This window comes from Bathymodiolus thermophilus thioautotrophic gill symbiont (genome assembly GCF_003711265.1).
Taxonomy (GTDB): domain Bacteria; phylum Pseudomonadota; class Gammaproteobacteria; order PS1; family Pseudothioglobaceae; genus Thiodubiliella.
On the sequence record NZ_CP024634.1, the window covers coordinates 395,305 to 415,619 of the forward strand.

The 20,315-nt window shown below is 36.8% G+C and carries 22 protein-coding genes; 11 read left to right on the forward strand and 11 right to left on the reverse strand.

The annotated features are described in order from the left end of the window. Positions 1–9: 9 nt before the first annotated feature. The 3 genes from MS2017_RS01355 to sbcB all read right to left on the reverse strand — a co-directional run bounded on the left by MS2017_RS01355 (position 10) and on the right by sbcB (position 2,747). Complete coding sequence (locus MS2017_RS01355) at positions 10–429, reverse strand: DUF1841 family protein (protein WP_071563425.1); 420 nt, start codon at positions 427–429, stop codon at positions 10–12. Continuing rightward, complete coding sequence (gene nth, locus MS2017_RS01360) at positions 430–1,062, reverse strand: endonuclease III (protein ID WP_071563426.1); 633 nt, start codon at positions 1,060–1,062, stop codon at positions 430–432. Between the two features lie 269 nt (positions 1,063–1,331). Further along, positions 1,332–2,747, reverse strand: coding sequence for an exodeoxyribonuclease I (sbcB, locus tag MS2017_RS01365; RefSeq protein WP_122951013.1), 1,416 nt, complete (start codon positions 2,745–2,747; stop codon positions 1,332–1,334). Between the two features lie 406 nt (positions 2,748–3,153). Between sbcB and MS2017_RS01370 the strand changes: the two genes are divergently transcribed. The 3 genes from MS2017_RS01370 to MS2017_RS01380 are packed head-to-tail and all read left to right on the forward strand — an operon-like array spanning position 3,154 to position 5,796. After that, positions 3,154–3,576 (forward strand): DUF2141 domain-containing protein, encoded by a 423-nt coding sequence (locus MS2017_RS01370; protein WP_122951014.1) that lies wholly within the window; start codon positions 3,154–3,156, stop codon positions 3,574–3,576. Then, positions 3,573–5,051: a carotenoid oxygenase family protein gene (locus MS2017_RS01375; RefSeq protein WP_122951015.1), complete on the forward strand. Its 1,479-nt coding sequence runs from the start codon at positions 3,573–3,575 to the stop codon at positions 5,049–5,051. Before MS2017_RS01370 ends, MS2017_RS01375 begins: the two co-directional genes overlap by 4 nt. Positions 5,052–5,064: 13 nt before the next feature. Further along, entirely contained in the window at positions 5,065–5,796 is a 732-nt protein-coding gene (locus MS2017_RS01380; protein ID WP_164707560.1) for a LytR/AlgR family response regulator transcription factor, read from the forward strand. A 49-nt stretch (positions 5,797–5,845) separates the two neighbouring features. Here the strand turns inward: MS2017_RS01380 and MS2017_RS01385 are convergent, their stop codons facing one another. The 3 genes from MS2017_RS01385 to MS2017_RS01395 form a co-directional block, all read right to left on the reverse strand. Further along, entirely contained in the window at positions 5,846–6,049 is a 204-nt protein-coding gene (locus MS2017_RS01385) for a cold shock domain-containing protein (protein WP_071564309.1), read from the reverse strand. A 324-nt stretch (positions 6,050–6,373) separates the two neighbouring features. After that, positions 6,374–8,107: a SulP family inorganic anion transporter gene (locus MS2017_RS01390; RefSeq protein WP_241156946.1), complete on the reverse strand. Its 1,734-nt coding sequence runs from the start codon at positions 8,105–8,107 to the stop codon at positions 6,374–6,376. A gap of 6 nt (positions 8,108–8,113) precedes the next feature. Beyond that, positions 8,114–9,946 (reverse strand): DEAD/DEAH box helicase, encoded by a 1,833-nt coding sequence (locus MS2017_RS01395; RefSeq protein WP_122951018.1) that lies wholly within the window; start codon positions 9,944–9,946, stop codon positions 8,114–8,116. A gap of 608 nt (positions 9,947–10,554) precedes the next feature. Here MS2017_RS01395 and MS2017_RS01400 point away from each other — a divergent pair. From MS2017_RS01400 to ccoP, 6 genes are all read left to right on the forward strand, one after another. After that, on the forward strand, positions 10,555–11,331 hold the full coding sequence (locus MS2017_RS01400) for a Crp/Fnr family transcriptional regulator (protein ID WP_071564303.1): 777 nt from the start codon (positions 10,555–10,557) through the stop codon (positions 11,329–11,331). 264 nt (positions 11,332–11,595) lie between these two features. Then, positions 11,596–12,165 (forward strand): Yip1 family protein, encoded by a 570-nt coding sequence (locus tag MS2017_RS01405; protein ID WP_071564299.1) that lies wholly within the window; start codon positions 11,596–11,598, stop codon positions 12,163–12,165. Positions 12,166–12,169: 4 nt separating this feature from the next. Continuing rightward, the gene (gene ccoN, locus MS2017_RS01410; RefSeq protein ID WP_122951019.1) at positions 12,170–13,609 is read left to right on the forward strand and encodes a cytochrome-c oxidase, cbb3-type subunit I; all 1,440 of its coding nucleotides are present in this window, start codon (positions 12,170–12,172) and stop codon (positions 13,607–13,609) included. A 10-nt stretch (positions 13,610–13,619) separates the two neighbouring features. Then, positions 13,620–14,222, forward strand: coding sequence for a cytochrome-c oxidase, cbb3-type subunit II (gene ccoO / locus MS2017_RS01415; protein WP_122951020.1), 603 nt, complete (start codon positions 13,620–13,622; stop codon positions 14,220–14,222). Beyond that, positions 14,222–14,377, forward strand: a complete 156-nt coding sequence (locus MS2017_RS11010) for a hypothetical protein (protein WP_158009311.1) — start codon at positions 14,222–14,224, stop codon at positions 14,375–14,377. The genes ccoO and MS2017_RS11010 overlap by 1 nt, the downstream gene beginning before the upstream one ends. Beyond that, on the forward strand, positions 14,370–15,248 hold the full coding sequence (gene ccoP, locus MS2017_RS01420; protein ID WP_122951021.1) for a cytochrome-c oxidase, cbb3-type subunit III: 879 nt from the start codon (positions 14,370–14,372) through the stop codon (positions 15,246–15,248). Before MS2017_RS11010 ends, ccoP begins: the two co-directional genes overlap by 8 nt. Positions 15,249–15,495: 247 nt before the next feature. Here ccoP and MS2017_RS01425 read toward each other — a convergent pair whose 3' ends face one another. The 5 genes from MS2017_RS01425 to MS2017_RS01445 are packed head-to-tail and all read right to left on the reverse strand — an operon-like array spanning position 15,496 to position 19,084. Beyond that, positions 15,496–15,894 (reverse strand): hemerythrin domain-containing protein, encoded by a 399-nt coding sequence (locus tag MS2017_RS01425; protein WP_122951022.1) that lies wholly within the window; start codon positions 15,892–15,894, stop codon positions 15,496–15,498. 5 nt (positions 15,895–15,899) lie between these two features. Continuing rightward, positions 15,900–17,075, reverse strand: coding sequence for an NnrS family protein (locus MS2017_RS01430; protein ID WP_122951023.1), 1,176 nt, complete (start codon positions 17,073–17,075; stop codon positions 15,900–15,902). A 25-nt stretch (positions 17,076–17,100) separates the two neighbouring features. After that, positions 17,101–17,652, reverse strand: coding sequence for a thioredoxin family protein (locus MS2017_RS01435; protein ID WP_071564288.1), 552 nt, complete (start codon positions 17,650–17,652; stop codon positions 17,101–17,103). 14 nt (positions 17,653–17,666) lie between these two features. After that, complete coding sequence (locus MS2017_RS01440) at positions 17,667–18,404, reverse strand: tRNA threonylcarbamoyladenosine dehydratase (RefSeq protein ID WP_071564286.1); 738 nt, start codon at positions 18,402–18,404, stop codon at positions 17,667–17,669. Between the two features lie 2 nt (positions 18,405–18,406). Beyond that, the gene (locus tag MS2017_RS01445) at positions 18,407–19,084 is read right to left on the reverse strand and encodes a TatD family hydrolase (protein WP_122951024.1); all 678 of its coding nucleotides are present in this window, start codon (positions 19,082–19,084) and stop codon (positions 18,407–18,409) included. Between the two features lie 275 nt (positions 19,085–19,359). On the opposite strand from MS2017_RS01445, the gene rplM reads away from it, so the two are divergent. Together rplM and rpsI are read left to right on the forward strand one after the other, a co-directional pair. Then, positions 19,360–19,788 (forward strand): 50S ribosomal protein L13, encoded by a 429-nt coding sequence (gene rplM / locus MS2017_RS01450; protein WP_076982496.1) that lies wholly within the window; start codon positions 19,360–19,362, stop codon positions 19,786–19,788. 29 nt (positions 19,789–19,817) lie between these two features. Continuing rightward, positions 19,818–20,213, forward strand: coding sequence for a 30S ribosomal protein S9 (gene rpsI / locus MS2017_RS01455; RefSeq protein ID WP_071564280.1), 396 nt, complete (start codon positions 19,818–19,820; stop codon positions 20,211–20,213). The last annotated feature ends 102 nt before the right edge of the window (positions 20,214–20,315 follow it).

The following is a 20,315-nucleotide window of genomic DNA, read 5'->3' on the forward strand; positions in this document are numbered from 1 at the left end:
AAAATAGTATTATCGTGCTTGCGTTTCCAAACAACAGATATAGGCTTGATGATTCATTGGCGTGTTGTTTTTTTGTGAGGAAAAAATCATCTCGGCAATGCAATCCATCATCTTGTGTTCAGTCTCATGCGGGTCTTTAACCGTATTTAATATTTTTTGATAATGGTCTTTAATGCCTGTTGGCTGGTTGATGGATAGTTGCTCTCTCAGTGATAAATGTAAATTTATGTGTAAAAACGGATTAACCTTGCCTTGTTCTGGAAAATAATCCGATTGGATATTGTTAATCAGAGAATGGTATTCAGGGTGCATCTCAATCACTTGTGTAAGTTGCGCTTCTAAAGGGTCAAGTACCTTTTTATCTAAGAATTTTTGCCAAGCATGGGCAAGGAATTTTCGTTGCTCTGTTCTATCTTGCGTATAAAGCACTTATAAGTTCTTCTCTTCGTATTCACACAAATCAAGCAAAATACACTCTGAACATAATGGCGAACGCGCCTTACAAGTGTAGCGACCGTGCAAAATCATCAAGTGGTGTGCGGGTACACGATACTCATCGGGAATAAATTTTACTAATTTTTTTTCTACTTCTAATACTGTTTTACCGCTGGCGATTGCTGTGCGATTGGCAACACGATAAATATGTGTATCAACAGCAATGGTAGGATGTCCGAATGCTGTATTTAAAACCACATTGGCAGTTTTGCGTCCTACACCGGGTAAGGCTTCTAATTCTTTGCGTGTTTCGGGCACTTGAGAATCGTATTTATCGATTAAAATTTTACAAGCTTGAACAATATGTTTTGCTTTTGAGTTAAACAGGCCAATTGTTTTAATGGTGTTTCTAACTGTATCTTCGCCTAATTCATAAATTGCTTCAGGTGTATTGGCAAGAGGGAATAACTCGTCAGTCACTTTGTTGACACTTTTATCGGTCGCTTGAGCCGACAGAGTTACTGCTACTAGCAACTCAAAAGCGGTTGAATAATTTAATTCTGTTGTTGGATTAGGTATCTTTTTCAATAACCTGTTAAATATCTCACTGCGTGTTTCAGCATTCATTGTTTCTTACTCGTCTTAATTGAGACAGGTATTATACCTAAATTTAGGTCAATAGTAAAACGACACTGCAACAGAATTTACACAAAGATTTTATTGTGAGACCTTTGTATAAATATAAATAATCATCAAGAATCCACTTTTTACCCACTTGGTAATTTTTTAAACCCAGCCTTAGCCCTGCTAGGACAAGGTTTAAGAAAATCACCAAGTGGGCAAAAATTGAATTTTTCTAATCATCCATATTTATACAAAGGTCTCATTGTGAATACTTAGAAAAACGATTTTGCGTATTCTTCTAGTTGTTGCCATAGTTTTTCTTTGTCAGGGTGGGTTTGACGCATGGTATTAATAGAATTAGAATATTCATCAATTGATAAATAGCCATTTTCTCCTGCTTGCACACGACCTTGCACGATTTCAAACCAATCTTCTTGCTCGTCTTGGGTCAAGGTATCGGGATAATTTCTTGCCTTGAAGTGCATCAATAATGTTGAGAGTTTTTCCTCTTTAAATCTAGGGTGAAATGTTTTTAATTGATCTGCACTAAGTGTTTGAATTTGCTCGCCAATGCGTCTATCGGCATTGTCCATAAAGCCGTCATATAAGGATTGGTCAACATCAGCGGTTGGAGGGCGTTTTTGCTCATTGTAATATAAATCTTGTACGATTTTGGTGATTTCGGTTTGATTGTTTTTGATAAATTCTAAGCGTTGTAGGCAGGCGTCCATATCAATTTGTAATTGCTCAATAATTTTAGGCTCAAGTTTGTAAATATTTGGCACAAACATCGGGCTTTTGTTGAATATCAAGTCTTTAATTTGCAATCTTTCCACGCCTTCTGGCAGTTCTGATTGCTTGGTAAACAGTTGTTTTTTCAATGTTTCTTTGTCTGATTCCAAGAGTATAGAAGGGTCTTGGTCAAGATTAAAGACAATCACTCTGTCATTGTATTCTGGATGATATGCCAGTGCAACTGCAAGCCGTGTGCAAGAAAGTGTGGCAGAATACATGCCTGAGGTATGTAACATCGGCTCAAACAATTTAATTTTTTGTTCAACTGTTTTTTTCTGCCTAAGGCTAAAGGCGTATGCAAATAGTTGTGGTTGCGTGTCCTTAATAATCTTAGCAATGGCAATGGTAGCGCGTACATCCGCCAATGCATCGTGGGCATCGCTGTGTTCAATGCCATTAGCGAGTGAAAGTTGGTCAAGTCTAAAAATAGGTTTACCATTTTCGTCGTACACCCATTTAAGGCTGGCCTCTTTTTTAAGTGCATAACACAAACGCACCACATCCAAGATGTCCCAACGCGTGTTGCCATTTTTCCAATGCCAGGCATACGGGTCAATAAAATTACGATACAATGAATAGCGGGTAAATTCATCGTCAAAACGAATAGAGTTATAGCCAACTGTGCAAGTATCTGGCACGCTGAATTCGGTGTTTATTTGCTGCATAAATTGGTGCTCTATTACCCCTTTTTCTGTACACAGTTGCGGACTAATACCCGTTACTGCACAGGCTTCAGGGGAGGGTAGGCAATCATTGGTTGGTTTGCAGTAAAGCATTTTTTCATACAAAATATTGAGATTTTCATCTGTGCGAATGCCTGCAAATTGAGCAATACGCCCAATTTTTGGGCTAATGTCAAAAGTTTCATAATCATACCAATAAAATGTTTTCATTATTTTGTAAATCTCTTGTGGGTAATATTGAGTTTCATTTTACAAGGCTTATTTGGTTGTTAGAAAGTAATGCTATTTTCAAATAGACAAACCCAATCATTCAGTATTTATTTTTTATATAAGGGTTTTAATAAGTTTTATGGTTAATATTTGCGTCATTATGGTGTTGTGTTGTTCATTTTATTCTGAAAATAATGTAAAGTTGCGACAAAAGGTCAAAATCGTGCGGCTGAAAAGTTCATAACCTCTATTTTTATAACACTTCATCCGCAAAAACGACTGTTTGTCTATTGATGGAATAAAAAATTTGCTTCTACTTATAATGGAGGCCTTTGTATGAAAACGAATAACCCGTATTTATGCAAAGATTTTAACAAAACTTTTTTATAATTTAAGGATAATCAAAATGAAAAAAATAATACTTTCTTTGTCGTTGATTTCAAGTTTGTCTTATGCGACAAATATTGAAGTAAATGTTAGTAACATCAAACCAATTGCTGGCAAATTGTTCATCGCACTTGATGCGAAAGACACCTATAACAAAGATGATAAATCAAACAGTGTTTTTAGTGTGAAAAAAAATATATCCAGCTTTAGCCATAAAATTACCATTCATAATGTCAATCCTGGCACCTATGCACTTTCCGTCTTTCATGATATAGATAATGACGATAAACTCAGTACCAATTTTTTTGGCGTTCCTAATGAAGGTTATGGGTTTTCAAATAATGTCGTGGGTAATTTTGGCAAACCAACTTTTAAAGAGACCAGTTTTGTTATTGATGACAAGCAAGAAACGGTTAATTTTAATGTGAAATTGGTGCGATGAATAGAAGGGAATTTATACAGTCAACAAGTGGCTTGGCTTTAAGCAGTTTGGTATTTCCACACTTGTCATTTGCTCAACAAGAGGAATGGACAGCAGCTTTTAATCGAAATCTCAAAATTAAGCCTTGGTTGCTTGGTTGGCAAGGTACAAATCAAGCGGTGCTACAAACTGGAGAACTTGAGGTTAAAGGGAAAATTCCACAAGATTTGACTGGCTACTTTTACCGCAATGGCCCTGCTCAAAATGAAGTCTATGGCAAACGCTACCACCATTGGTTTGATGGCGATGGAATGGTGCAAAAGTTCCATATTGTGAATGGAAAAATCTCACATTTTGGAAAAATGGTTGATACCCACAAATATTTGACTGAGAAACAGCAACAAAAAATGTTATTCCAAACATTCGGCACTTACCTGCCAAAACGCATTAGTAGTGCTGATGAAATCAATGTTGCAAACATCAGTCTTTTGCCATTAAATAACCGTTTATTCGCTTTGTGGGAGGGTGGCAGTGCTTATGAAATAAACCCTAAAAATTTAAAAACGATTGGCATTCAATCGTGGTCACCGCAAACCAAAGGCTTGCCGTTTGGGGCGCATTATCGCCAAGATCAGGACGGCTCTATTTGGAATATTGGTTACGCCAGTTTGAATGATGCTATTGTGTTATGGCATCTTGATAATCGTGGCAAACTTAAGCAATTTAAATCTCTCCCTATTAAAAATGTACCAATGGTGCATGATTTTATGATTACTAAAAAGTATTTGGTTTTGTTGTTGCCATCCTTTCGTTTTGATAAAACCAAAATTATGGCCAAGCGCAGTTTTTTAGATGCACATTATTTTGATAAGCAACAAGCGAGCATTGTTTGGTTAATTGACAAAAATACTTTAGACATTCAGAAAACTTTTGAATTACCAGCACAGTTTGTCTTTCATTTTGTTAATGCTTATGAGCAAGGCAATGAAGTGATTTTTGATTCTATGCGTTATCCTAATGCTGATATTTTTAATGTCTTTACTGGATTGATGCAGGGTGTGGATAATAAGTTTGTGGGTGCATATCCTTATCGAGTGCGACTTAATTTAGAAAAAAATACAGCAACTGAGGAAAAACTCAGTAATATTTACAATGAATTTCCAAGTGTTGATATAAAGGAAACAGGGTTGGCACATACGCAAGTTGTTTCATTACAACAACGAGGCGAACTTTTTTTCAATTCTGTGGCTATTAATAATTATCAAACAGGAACGGCACAACATTTTTCTTATACCAAGCAGTTGGCAGAAGAGCATTTGTTGATTAAAGATGCACGCGGTAATGATTGGGTGATAGGGACAACGCTAGATTATGAAGAAAAATGCACCAAAGTTAACATTTTTAAAGCTAAAAAACTAAATGATGGCCCTGTTGCCGTGGCAAAATTACCTTATGTTTTGCCTTTGGGGCTTCACGGAAAATTTATTAATCTCTAATACGACATTTATTATGCAAAATCGACTTTTAATATCGCTCTTCATTACACTTGTTTTTAATACACTCATTGCGGCGTTGCTATTTTTATTACTTGGTAATATTGACTTTGGCGCTTTGTTGTTGATTTCACACAGTATTGGGCTGAGTGTTTTTGGGGCTAATTCTTTAATACCCTTTGAACAGTATGCAAATAATATTACCAAAATTCTTTGGCATTCTTTGACGGGTTTGTTGTTTGGTTTGGTGGTTGCGTTTATTGGTCATCATTTTATTTTCGGTGTTGATTTAACCTATTCAATCATTTATCCCGCTTTATTCTTTAGCGTGGTTGCTGTTGTTATCTTTTGGTTATATTTCAGTCGTTTAGACAATCAAGAGGCGCTGGATAAAATTAAGAGAAAATTAAATACGGGTCATAAAAAATTGCACTGGATTAAAACAGCTGACAGTAAGGGTAATGTGTTTTTGCTCAATGTAAAAGAGATTGAATATTTTCAAGCACAACAAAAATACACTTGTGTTTATAGTAAAGGTAAAGAATATTTAATTGCCACCAGTATTAAAGTGCTAAGTTTGCAATTAGATGCTAATTATTTTTGGCAAATTCATCGTAGTAGCATCGTCAATATAAGTTTTATTAGTCGAGTGTCTAAAAATGAACAGAATAAATTAATGATTTGTTTTCCTAATGGTAAGACGCTTCCTATTAGTCGTAATTACCTGCATTTATTTAAGAAAATGTAATAAAAAACCCGACCAAGTAAGTCGGGTTTTCTAACTTGTGAACTTTGTATTATCCTAAAACAACATTTGCTGCTTGTGGGCCTTTTTCGCCATCTTCTAAATCAAATTCCACTTCTTGGCCTTCATCTAGTGATTTGTAACCATCACCTTGAATCGCACGAAAATGAACGAATACATCGTCACCACTCTCCTGCTCAATGAAACCAAAACCTTTCTTTGCGTCAAACCATTTGACCTTTCCTGTTGTAGACATATTGTCTCCTGTAAATTATAAAAAAACCATTAAAAAAAACTACCGCCTTTAATTGATAAGGAATATCAAATAATAGGCAAGTAAATATATTCTATTGGCGTGGGTCATTATAATGACAATTTAGTATCTATGTAAAACTTTTTGATAAAACTTTTGAAAGATTGTAAGTGATGCTCAATTGGTATATTTTAATTAAATAACACCTTTTGTAAGTTTTTAAAATTAGAATGTGGATTGTTGGCAATGATCAGCCTTTGGTGAAATCCATAGCAAACAAAAAAGCACGGTATTTAACCGTTATATTTTCCTAGTAGGAAAAAGTATTTAAGGTTGACATTCATCAAAAATAAGAGCTGGGCAGGTGGCGCAAATTTCTCGGTCCAATTTTTTGTAAATATGCTCAATGGCGTGTTTTTTTGTATCAAAAAAGCGCGATATGCCCACCTGTTGGATGAAGTGCGATTTGGCGGCAAATTCATATACAGAAGGCTTTAAACCAACAAAATATAGACAACCACCATTTTTAACCAAGCGATTATTTTCTGCAATTAACGCCTCTGTACCTGCCAAGTCAATAAAGTTAATACCACTGGCAACAATAAGAATGTGGTTAATGCGTTCATTTTCTGAAATGGTAGCGATGCGTTTTTGAATGTGATTAACGGAACCAAAATAAATTGACATATCAATACGAATAATTTTTAGTTGTGGGCATTGTTTGAGTGGCTTCTCATTAATATCAATCAACTTTTTCTTACCGTTAGTTTGGGTTTTATCCAAAGATAAGGTGGGGATGGAGGGTGTAGAAGTTTTACCAAGAAATAGTACCAACGACAGTAAAACACCCAAATAAATAGCAAATTCCAATTCAAGGAAAAGGGTCGCCAAGAAAGTGGTGATTAAGACAGCAGACTCTTCTATGCTAAAACTTAAGGTTTCACGAATATGGTGAAAATCAATAAGATTATAGGCCACGACAAGAATAACACCAGCCATTGCAGCAATAGGCAGGTAGCCCATTAGTGGTGCAACTAATAACACAATCAGCATTAAAATAATTGCTGCAAAGATGGCTGATAATGGGGTTTTTGCGCCAGAAGCATAGTTCAATCCTGAGCGTGTGAATGAGCCAGATCCAGCGTAACTGGATAGAAAACTACCAACTACATTCGACATCCCTTGGCCAATAAATTCTTGATTGGCATGGATGCGTTGGTTGGATTTAGTTGCCACAGCACGACTAATTGAAACTGCTTCAATCAAACCTAATAACGCAACTGCAAACGCCTCAGGTGCGAGCATCTTAATGGTGGCAAATGAAAAATTTGGCATAGACAAAGGCGGCAAATGTGCAGGGATTTCACCTACTAATTTAATATCTACGGTGAATTCTTTAAAATATAAGGCAAGTATGCTGCCGACAACCATACCTAATAATAAATTAGGCAACTTAGGAAAGAATTTTTTGACTAAAATTGTTGTAATTAAGGTTACCAAACCAATGGTAATAAGGTAAAAATTAGCACTGCCAGCACCTTGATACAAATCTAGTAAAGTATGTAGAAAGGACTCACCTTTAGGCACAAAGATACCAGTAATATGCTGTAATTGACTGCTGGCAATTAAAATGGCTGCACCTGCAGTAAAGCCAATAACCACCGTATGTGAAACAAAATTAACCATTGCGCCGAGGCGTGCTAAACCAAATGCTAATTGATAAACACCAGCAAGAAAAGTCAATGTTAGCGCCAAAGAAACAAATTCATCAGACCCCGGTTCCGCATAATGAGAAATCGCTGAGAAAACCACAATAGAAATTGCCGTCGTCGGACCTGAAACTAAATGTAGTGATGAGCCAAATAGAGCGGCAACAATAGGCGTAACCATTGCCGTGTATAGTCCATATTCTGGAGGTAAGCCAGCAATGGTAGCAAAAGCTACGCCTTGAGGTAAAACAATAACGGCGCCTGTTAATCCTGCTATTAAATCTGCCTTGAGAGAGGCCTTGGTAACAAGTTTGAACCAAGTTAAAAAAGGAAAGAGACGCGTAAATATCATTATATTTTATCTCGAGAATTTTGGTTTTCTACTGTGTTTATTATTCTTGTCCCCGTTATTTTGTTTGCGATTTGAATTTCTACCATTGCGATCTTTTGAGAACTTCTTGCGACCAAACTTGCGCCCTTTGTTGCCTTCTGACTTTGATCCACCCACTTTTGCCGTATTGTTTTTGTCTGTGAGTTCAACCATATTTAAGCGCATACTGCAAACCACAGTTTTTCGTAGCATTTCTAACACTTCTTGTGGCATCTCATTTGGCAAATCAATGGTTGAAAAGTTATCAAAAATCTGAATTGAACCAATATATTCGCTATCAATGTCAGCTTCATTTGCCACTGCACCTAAAATATTACCTGGCTTTACATTGTTGTTGTTGCCAACATCAATACGGTAACGACACATTGGAATTTGTGGGTTGTCTTTTAGTGGCGATGCTTCGGTTGAAATAATTTTCTCTTCACCTTGGCGTTGCTCTCTGCCAAAACTTTGAACCTTGTCTGAGATGAGCAAAGGCTCCTTGCCTTGGGCAATAAATGCTAATGCAGAGGCAATCTTTAAGGGTTCAATTTCTGGATTGGACCCTTGAAATTCAGTAACCAATTTCTCAAATATTTCTAAACTTTGATTGTTAATTGTTTGTGAAATATTTTCTTTAAATGTTTCAATGCGTTTGGCATTAATAATTTTTGCACTGGGCAGCTCAATCGGTTCAATTTTTTGTCGAGTAATGCGTTCAATCGTGCTTAACATACGCCTTTCACGGTGCGAAACAAATAAAATGGCTTTACCAGAACGACCTGCACGACCAGTGCGACCGATACGATGCACATAAGATTCTGCATCCTGTGGAATGTCATAATTAATCACATGAGAAATGCGTTCAACATCCAAACCTCGTGCCGCTACATCGGTGGCAATAAGAATATCAATTTTGCCTTTTTTATAGTCGTTAATGATGCGTTCACGCTGATTTTGAGCAATGTCGCCGTTAATAGCGGCAGCGGAGAAGCCACGGGCTGACAGTTTTTCTTCTAACTCAACAGTCATTGTTTTGGTGCGGGCAAAAACAATCATGGCGTCAAAAGTGGTTACCTCTAAGATGCGTGTCAGCGCATCTAATTTTTGCGCCATGTTGCTTACCATCATATAAGATTGTTCAATTGTTGACGCTGTTTCTGTTTTATTTTTAACCTTAACAATTTTTGGATTGTTTAAGAATTTTTCTGCCACTTTTTTAATTACGCTTGGCATTGTGGCTGAAAATAAGGCAATTTGACGCTCTTCTGGAATGCGTTCCATTACCCATTTAATATCGTCAATAAAGCCCATTTTTAACATTTCATCAGCCTCATCTAGGACGAATGATCTTAAGTTGTCCAACTTCAAGGTGCCTTTCTTAATATGATCCATCACCCGACCTGGGGTACCAACGACAGCATGAACACCCCGCTTAAGTGGGCGTAATTGCACATCATAAGATTGTCCACCATAAATTGGCAATACATGAAATCCCTTTATACTGCGTGCATAAGTTTGCACAGCTTCCGCTACTTGAATTGCTAATTCACGCGTTGGCGTTAAGATAAGCAACTGTGGTGCATTGAGTTTAATGTCAATCTTATCAAGCAGTGGCAAGGCAAAAGCGGCAGTTTTACCTGTGCCCGTTTGCGCTTGACCGATAACATCCTTGCCATCTAATAAATAGGTGATGCATTGTTGTTGGATGGGAGAAGGTGTTTCGTAGCCGATTGAATCTAAAACTTTTAAGATTGAATCGGACAGGCCTAAATCGCTAAATTTGACTTGTGGTTTATTATTTTCTTGAATATCAGACATGGGTTAATTTATGAGTAGCACAGAAAGAATGATTATACGCTAATTGTAGATAACATTAGTCTTTCATTATATAGTGCTTGCAAAAACCTTTGATGCACTTTGTAAAACACATAATTAGGGGTGGCCTCAGAAAGATTTAGACAGTTGTGCCCTTAGTTGTTTGTCTGTAAATACCATTTGAGACCTTTGCATAAATATGAATAATCATCAAGAATTCACTTTTCACCCACTTGGTAATTTTTTAAACTCAGCCTTAATCCTGCTAGGGCAAGGTTTAAGAAATTACCAAGTGGGTGAAAATTGACTGTTGCTAATCATTCATAATTTATGCAAAGGTCTCCATTTTTTACACTGCTTAAATTACACTAGAATTTTTTATTTTTTGAATTGGAGGTTTTTGTAATTAGAGATAAATATTAACTAAAGGCCAATTTTTACTCGTTGGTAAACTTCTTATAACACCCATTTTAACACCACTAGAATAGGCTTTATAAAAAAATGACAACTGCATAAAATTTGCCCTTTATTCAACATTCAAGTTTAATGCAGGGGTCTCAATTGGGGTGATATACGGATGTGAGCGTGACTTTTATGGTATCGTTAAGCGTATGACAACTAAAATTAATACAGTTAATGTAGAGTCTGCGGAGTGTAGTCAATGTACAATTAGGTCGCGTACTTTATTTGGTGCAGTTGGTGAGGATAAAATTCGTATAACGCAGAAATATCGTGACAAACATCATTTTTTTTCTGCAGACGATATTCTGCACCTTGAGCAGCAAAAAATCGATTATTCCTTTATTCTGCGCTCAGGTTGCTTGATGTTGTATAACGATTTAGAAGATGGCTCTCGACAAATTTTGCAAATTGCATTACCGGGTGATTTTGTTGGTTTTAGTCGTAATTATAAAGGCGAATTGCCGTATTCTATTAAAGCAGTAACCGATGTTGGAATTTGTTTATTTTCAGACAAAAGTATGCAAAAAATGATTAGCGAACAGCCGGAAATTGCTAAAAAACTGATTGATTTGCAATCGGGTAAATTGATTGTGTGCCAACAACATCTTTTGAATTTAGGCAAAAAAACTGCCGCTGAAAGTTTGGCATATTTGATTATGGAACTACATGCTCGTATTAAAGTGCAAGCACCGGAAATGTTTAACGATGAGGAAAATGAAGCCTTTTTCCCATTAAATCAAGAGGGCATAGGTGATATTTTAGGACTAACCAAGGTGCATATTAATCGTGTGATGACCAGTTTTAGAAAGCAGGGTCTTATCGTTTTTAGTTATAAAAAACTCAAACTACTTGATGAAGAGAAGTTATCTGAGATTGGGAAATTTGACATCAGCCAAGTGCAAGAGCCATTCTGTCATTTTAATTAGTAGAGACCTTTGTATAAATATAAATAATCATCAAGCATTCACTTTTACCAACTTGAATATTTCTTAAAACTGGTCTGTTATTCTTGTCAGGGAAAGGTTTGAAGAAATTATCAACTTGGCAAAAATTGAATTTTTCCAATCCCTTACCACTCATACAAAGGTTTTTAGTGTTAAAAAACAACATAAGTTATTTTTATTTTGTAAATTTGTTAGTATAATATCCGACTGAATAATTAATTCAATTACAAAAATTAAGGTTAATTTATGATTAAAGCAAGTATCGAGCGTTTAGCACAGTCTAGCTATTCACCTGCCAAATTATTTTTTGGTTTTTCCATTTGGCTGATCCTTATTCCGCCTATTAGTGCCTTTTTTGGCATGTATTATTATGGCTGGTCGATGGGTATAGCGGATCCGATTCGTCTGAGTTTAACACAATCACTTATTATTTCTATTTTTTACTTTTTAATGCTTGTTGTTGGCTTTTTTGCTACGGCATTGACTATTAAATGGATGTCCTCTGTATATGCACCTAAGGCTACCTTAAAAGATGCTTTTGCTGTGGTTACTGTGATTACAACACCCATTATGTTAGCTGGCGTGGTGCATTTGTATCCCTCTATTTTATTTCATGTTATTGCACTCTCCCCGATTTTTGCATTGAGTGGATATTTGTTATTTGCCTCTATTCCAATTTTATTAAAAACGGATTACGATCGAGGTATTTTTATGGGTTGTTCGTTGTTTGGTTTTATATCAACTGCTGGCATTTCTTTGTTAGGCATTAGTGCCATTGCTTGGGTTCACGGTATTGGCCCCAATTTAGGAGTTTAATTTTATGAATAAAGATCTTTATTACACGGATTCTGCAACGATATTTTTAATATTTTGCACGATGATTTGGGCGATTGTTGGGATGAGTGCGGGTGCTTATTTGGCATCTGAATTAGTGATGCCATGGCTTAATTTCGATATTGCAGAAATTTCTTTCGGGCGTCTCCGTCCCTTTCATACTAATGCCGTTATTTTTGGTTTTGGTGGTTCAGCATTAATTGCAACTGCATTTTATAGTGTACAACGCACTTGCCATGTGCGTCTTTTTTCACCAAAGTTGGCATGGATTGTAGCAATTGGCTGGCAGATTGGTGTAGCAGTTGGTGTAGCAAGTTTGCTAATGGGTTATACCAGTACCAAGGAATATGCTGAGTTTGAATGGCCAATTGATATTGCAGTGGCCATTGTTTGGGTAAGTTTTGGTGTTGTGTTCTTTGGTACACTTGCTACTAGAAAAATTCGCCCAATTTATGTTTCTAATTGGTTTTATGGTGCATTAATTATTGTAGTAGCGATGTTGCATATTGTTAATAATTTGGCAATACCTTATAGTTGGACTCAGGCGTATCCAGTTTATGAGGGTGCACAAGATGCGATTGTGCAGTGGTGGTATGGACATAATGCGGTTGGCTTTTTCTTGACAGCAGGGTTCTTAGGTATGTTTTATTACACATTACCGAAACAAGCAGACAAACCTGTTTGGAGTTATCGTCTTTCAGTGATCGCTTTTTGGGCGTTCATTTATACTTATATTTGGGTGGGTCCTCATCACTTACATTACACTTCTATTCCCGATTGGCTAATGACTGTGGCAATGGTAATGAGTATTATTCTAATCTTACCTTCTTGGGCAACGATGTTGAATGCAGTCATGACTATGAGTGGTGCTTGGGAGAAGTTACGCACCGATCCAGGCATGAAGTTTTTGGTAGTATCAATGATTTTTTATGCTTTAGCCACTTTTGAAGGTCCAATGTTGGCAATTAAAAGTGTGAATGTTATTAGTCATTACACCGATTGGACAGTAGGGCATGTGCATTCAGGTGCATTAGGCTGGAATGCTTTTGTTACTTTTGGCACACTTTATTTCTTGGTGCCAAAATTAGTGGGTGCATCTGAGTTGTATAGTAAGCGTTTGGTAAATATACATTTTTGGTTGGCATTAATGGGTGTTCTAACTTATATTATTGCATTGTGGGCATCAGGTGTGGCACAAGGCGTTATGAACTTGTCAATTAATGATTATGGACAACTGAATTATAGTTTTATTGATATTGTTGTTGTGACTATTCCTTATCACTGGATGCGTTTAATAGGTGGATTAATGTTCTTATTTGGTGCGTTATTGATGACTTATAACTTATATCGAACTTATGCTGCGAGTAAGCATAACTTACCAGTCTTGGTGAAAATACCAAAAGTTCATCCAGGCAACGAAATTTAGGAGAGTTTAAATGTTAAAACTACATAGAACTATTGAAAGTAATTCAGCGTTATTAATATTTGGCATTTTAATCGTCTCTTCGATTGGCGGTTTTGTGCAAATCGTGCCGAATTTATTTGACGAATCTTTGCATAAAGGCACAGAGAATGTAAAACCTTATTCTGCTCTGCAATTAACAGGTAGAGATATTTATATTCGTGAAGGTTGTGTGGGTTGTCATACTCAGCAAGTTCGACCTTTGGTGGCGGAAGTAATGCGCTATGGCGAGGTTTCATCGTCTGGAGAACATATTTATGATCGCCCGTTTTTGTGGGGTTCAAAACGCACAGGGCCTGACTTGGCAAGATTGGGTGGAAAGTATAGTGATAAATGGCATGAAATGCATTTAAACAATCCGCGTGCAGTAGTGCCTCAATCTATTATGCCTGCTTACCCTTGGTTAACTAAAAATAAAGTTGACTCAAAGGACATTGTTGCTAAGTTGGAATTGCTTAAATGGTATGGGCATCCTTATACTGATGAAGAAATTAAACAGGCAGAGCAAGCCATTAACGGAAAAACAGAGTTGGAGGCAATCATTGCCTACTTACAAGTGTTGGGGACTTTTCGCTAATGTGGCAGTTTATTTTAATTGGCGATATGATAGCCATGGGATTTATGATTGCCTTAGTTGCTTGGATGTCAATGAAACAAAGCAAGGAAGCGCAAGATTATTGTATGAATATTCCATTATTTGATGAAGAAATTGTAGGAGACAAACATGGCTGATTTACCTTTATTATGGCAAATTGTAGTAACTGGACTTATTATTTTAGGGTTAGTATATTTATTAACATTGGGTATCAGTATCTATTTTAGTAAAGAGTCAGATGTTCATGATGTGACCTGGGATGGCAACTTAGAAGAAGGTTCTAATCCAGCGCCAGCATGGTGGTTTTGGCTGGGCATTAGTTCGGCAATTTTTGCAATTTTTTATATGATTTTTTACCCAAGTTTTGGTAATTATAAAGGTTTGTTTGAAATGGATAATGCGCAGCGTTACATTGAAAGCAAGGCGAATATTACACATGATTACTATAAGGAACTTGAAGGTTTAGAGCAATCAGACACAGTAACTTTGCAGTTTAATGCTGATGCAATGAAACTTGCGAGCAATATTTTTGCACAAAATTGTGCCGCTTGCCATAATAAAGATGGCGTAGGACAGGCAAATTTCCCTAATTTAACAGATGATGATTGGATTTGGGGTGGAGAACTTGAGCAAATCACTCAGACCATTACTAATGGCAGAAAGGCAACAATGCCAGCTTGGGGTTCAGTACTGGGCAAGGAGGGAGTTGAAAATGTTGCAAAGTATGTTAAAAGCGTTGCTGATAATGTTTATGACGAGAAAAAGCATGGGGCTGGAAAAGCCAAATATCGTCAGTTTTGTATTGCCTGTCACGGCATGAGTTTAAAAGGCAATCCAATTTTTGGTGCACCCAACCTTGGTGATAGTGTTTGGATTTATGGTGGTGATTTAGAAACAATCAAGCAATCAATTGCTTCTGGTAGGCAAGGCGTAATGCCAGCACATAAAGATAGACTTACACCATTACAAATAAAATTATTAGCCGCTTGGTTGAAGCGTAATAATTAAGCCCAAGGTGAGGCCTCTGTATAAATATGAATAATCGTCAAGCATCCGCTTGGCAATTTTTCTAGTGCTATCCAGGATAAGCCTCGCCGTAGGGAGTGGTTTATAGCCGCCCTCGCTAGAACAAGGTTTAAAGAAATTGCTAATTGGGTTAGCGTTACATAGCAACCCCTCTAGGAAGGAAAATTTTGCTAATCATTTATACTTATGCAAAAGTCTCGGAATAAATAATTGCCGATGCTTTTTAGCGTTATTGATTTTTGACAATAGGGTGGACGGGTATTTCATTTAAGTTGTCTGTAGATATTTTCTTAAACAACACTCTGTCTTCAAATCTAGTGTGCGTTTTGAGCAATTCTCCAAATTCTAATAGATTGCCTGCATTAATGTGTTTTGCTAAGTTTAATAAGCATTTGTGTTCGTCGATTATTCGCTGACAATCTTGTTGATTATGTTGTTTGAGCAAAGGCAGAATATGTTGCTCTTCAAAAACAAAATGGCTTAAAAGATCTCGTTCAAAGGTTTCTATGATCAATTGACATATTGTAGTTTCGTTGCCTAACTTTTTTGCATTAATTGCTTTGTTGGCCAGTGATAACGACAAGTGATGTTCTTTTGTTAAGGTTATTAGTTGCTTAGGCGTTTGCATTTTTGTTATCCAAACAAGCCATCAATTCTTTTTTGAAAAAACATTTTTCCATATATAAAGACAAACATAGTGAAGGCAACAATCCACAATAATTGAGAAATGATGATAAATTGAGGGTAATACTCACCCCAAAATAAGACAGCAATCACTCTAAATACAAACACCAAGACCAACATGGTGAAAATAACACCCAATGCTTTCGGTGGTGAGAAGACATTTCTGCCTGTATGTCCCAGACTGACTCTGCTCATCATGCTGAGTGTTATAAGCCCAATAGCAATAGCAAAACTGTGTGTTGCCGTATTTTGTGGCAGCGTGATAAAATGGTCAATAATAGTTAATAAAAATGCAAAGTTTATCATGCCATAAGCGACATACAAGCCCCAAATCAACGATTTTTCCCAAATCTCATGATGATACCAATAGAACATTCTAATACTGTGAATGATCAATAATAACAGCGCACTAATTAGCGTTATCTGTGTTTTAAAAAAGAGGTTGTCAATGGCAAAAACAACAAATAAAACCAGACTGCCAAGGTCTAAGAATTTAGAATTTTTTAATTGAATATCAGCAGACACAGCATTTTCAATAAAAAATGGAATCAATCTGCGTATCATCATCAAAATAAGCGCAACCACCGTATAAAAAGCAAGGTAAATACCCAGATACTGCCCATTGTCCATATAACCCAAAGCACCAAGATAAAACATAATGTTAGCAATAAAAAAAATCAATAATTTAAAAACGATGGGCAAGTTTTGCCAGTTTTTGGCTTTAACAATAGGCAGAGCTATAAACAACAAAGAAAAGAATAGGAATGCCAAGTCAGTAATCAGTTGATAGAAAATATAATCATGCCCCATTACAGATAGCATTCTAGCCATTAGCCATACCACACCTAAAAACAACAATGGATAGCCATTAATGGTTTTAAGCTTCGTCCAGTTTTGTGTTGCAGTTAATAAAAAACCTACAATAACAGCCATTGCATAGCCAAAAATCATCTCGTGTGCATGCCAATAATAGACATTAAATTCAACATTAATTTGTTGGGTAAAAAACAACAACCAAGCCAGCATTAATAGCGACGATCCCAATCCAGCAGCAAAAAATAAAACCCTAAAGCCTGACCTTAAAAAAGCGGGCATTTTGCTTTTGTTTTCCCCTAGATTAATCATATTTTCCAGGTTAAGATATTGCGTTTTATCGCCATTTAATTGAGCAACCCATTGATGGAATTTGTTTTATCGGACCTTGTCCAGTGGTGGCAATTTGATACATTGCATCAAACAAGTCTCGTTTAACATCTGCGGAGGCAGACTCCTTGCGTGATGCATCTAATCGACCACGATATTGTAAGGCCAAGTCGGCATTATAACCAAAAAAATCAGGTGTGCAAACTGCACCATAAGCTTGTGCCACTTCTTGCGTTTCATCAATCAAATAAGGGAATGGAAAATTCATTTCTTTGGCGATTTTTTGCATATTTTCAAAAGAATCTGCCTCATATTCCACTGGGTCATTAGACATAATAGCCACTGCATTAAGCCCTAATGCTTGTAATGCTTTGGTGTCTCTAATAATACGCTTAACAATGGCTTTAACATACGGACAATGATTACAAATAAACATTATTAACAACCCGTTTTCCCCTGCGCAACTTGCTAAACTGTGTGTTTTCCCACTCACACCTTTAAGGCTAAAGTTAATCGCTGGTGCGTTAAAGTTACAGATTGGCGTTTCAGTGCTAACCATGGTTATTCTCCTTTTTAAGAGTTGAGTAATGTTTGTATTATATGACCTGCCATCATTAAACCAAAAATATTTGGCATATAAGAAATTGCACCATTGACTGCCCTAGGTCTGCCAGCAGGTGCGGTCTTGGTGGCAGTAACGGCTTGGTGTGGCAATGCCTTAATCGGCACTTCGGTAGAATGCACCACAGGAAATTTGAGCGTAGCATGAATGCGCCTAAGTTGTTTGCGCATTTCTCTTGCTAAGGCACAATTCTCGGTTTTATCCATTCGTGAAATTTTTACCTTAGTTGGGTCCAATCGTCCACCAGCACCCATACTGGAAATAATTGGTTTGCCAGATTGATTACAACTGTCAATTAACACAGTTTTATAAGCAATAGAATCGATACAATCGGCAACAAAATCCACCTCTTGTTGAATAGCAATGGCTTGTGCCTTATCCCTATCAATAAATTCGTTGCGCTTAATAATGACAGTGTCAGGGTTAATGTCGTGTAATCTATCTGCCAAAACATCCACTTTATATTTGCCCAATGTTGAATTCAGAGCAATTAATTGTCGATTAAGATCGGTGTTTTCTACGCTGTCAAAATCCACTAAAGTCAATGTCCCAATACCTGCACGACACAAAGATTCGGCACAAGCCCCACCCACGCCACCAAGCCCAACAATTAAAATATGCGACTCAGCCAAGCGTGCCAAACCTTGTTGACCAAGTAATATTTCTGTGCGTGCACAACTACCACCCATTATTATCTTTCCCCAAGTCCAAATAACTCAATGACATTATTATCACATTGTTCTATTAATCTTGCCACTGATATTTGTTTTAATTCAGCGCAACATTGAGCAACAAGGGGTAAATCTTGTGGGTTGTCGTCATCTGTTTCAATTAACAGTGATGTGAGCGGTAGATTTTGCACAAGAGTGCGTAGGCGGGTAGAATTTTGGTTAATTATTTGCACGCCAAAGCCTAAATAAAATCCCATTTTTATCAAGGTGTTTGCCTGTTGTTCGCTGCCAGAGAATCCGTGAATTTCACCCCTCACTTTAGGATATTTTTTTAGTAAGAAAATCACATCCTCAGTGGATTTAACCGCATGAATAATTACAGGCAAATGGTATTTTTGTGCCATTTCCAATTGAGACACAAAGAAATGCAGTTGTTGTTTTTTGTTAATTTCCTTAATATAATCCAACCCACATTCGCCAATGGCAACAGGATTATTGCACTTAATTAAATATTCCAAGTTATTTAAATCTTGTTGCTGATGGTGTTCCACCGTCCACGGGTGAATGCCCAGTGCAAAATAAGGATACATTTGCACATCTGTCCAATTTTGATTACCAATACTGGGTACAATAGCAATTGCATTTTCGGCAATACCGCTTACTTCGTCAAAATCAAGATGTGCATGTGAGTTAATCATAATTCAATATGATACTTTATGGGGCCGTTGCACAGTAAATAAAAAACCTTTCAGATTGGTCTTTTGACTTATGCAAAGGTCTCGTAACAAGATAAACTGAAAAGATTGTACGGGGTAATAGTGCCTATATTAAAAGGTTTGCAAGGTTATTGCATCTAATCCAATACCCCTTTTGTCTTTATTTTTCAAAAATAGCATTAATATCGGTAGATAATCAACATTCTGGTTCAAAAATGATTATAATAGTCCGATTATTTTGTATGAAGATGGATTTTATGAAAACATTTAGCGCTAAGGCACATGAGGTAAAAAGAGACTGGTTATTGGTTGATGCCGATGGCAAAACATTGGGTCGTTTGGCAACAGCAGTCGCTTCTCGTCTTCGTGGCAAACACAAGGCTGAGTTTACACCGCATACGGATACAGGTGACTACATCGTTATTATTAACGCTGAAAAGGTAAAGGTAACTGGCAAGAAATTTGATGATAAAATGTATTATCATCATACGGGCTATGTTGGTAATTTAAAATCAATTGCATTCAAAGATTTACAGGCAAAGAAACCTGAAGAGATTATCAATAAGGCAGTGAGAGGTATGTTGCCAAAGGGTCCCTTAGGAAGAGATATGTTTAGAAAAATGAAAGTATTTGCAGGTGCTGAACATACGCATGGGGCGCAACAACCTCAGCTTTTAGAAATTTAATTTTAGATATTTAGGGTATAAAGAAAATTATGGCAAAGACAGAAACATTTTACGCAACAGGCAGAAGAAAAACTTCAGTGGCTCGTGTTTATATGACAAAAGGTAAGGGTGTATTTACCGTTAATAAGCGCCCGATGAGCGAATATTTTGGTCGTGAAACTTCTTCAATGATTATTAACCAACCGTTAGACACAGTTGAGATGAGAGATAAGTTTGATTTCAACATTATTGTTAAAGGTGGCGGCGATACTGGACAGGCGGGTGCTATTCGTTTAGGTGTTACCCGTGCGTTAATGGAATATGATAACGACCTAAGACCTGATTTGCGTAAAGCGGGTTTTGTTACTCGTGATGCAAGAATTGTTGAGCGTAAGAAAGTGGGTCATAAGAAAGCGCGTAAGAGTGAGCAGTACTCAAAGCGTTAATCTCAATCCAAATAATAATAAAAAACCCGCAAAATGCGGGTTTTTTAATGTCTGCTATTTCGTGAGACTTGGTTGTTTTTTGGAAATGAGAACCTCGTATTA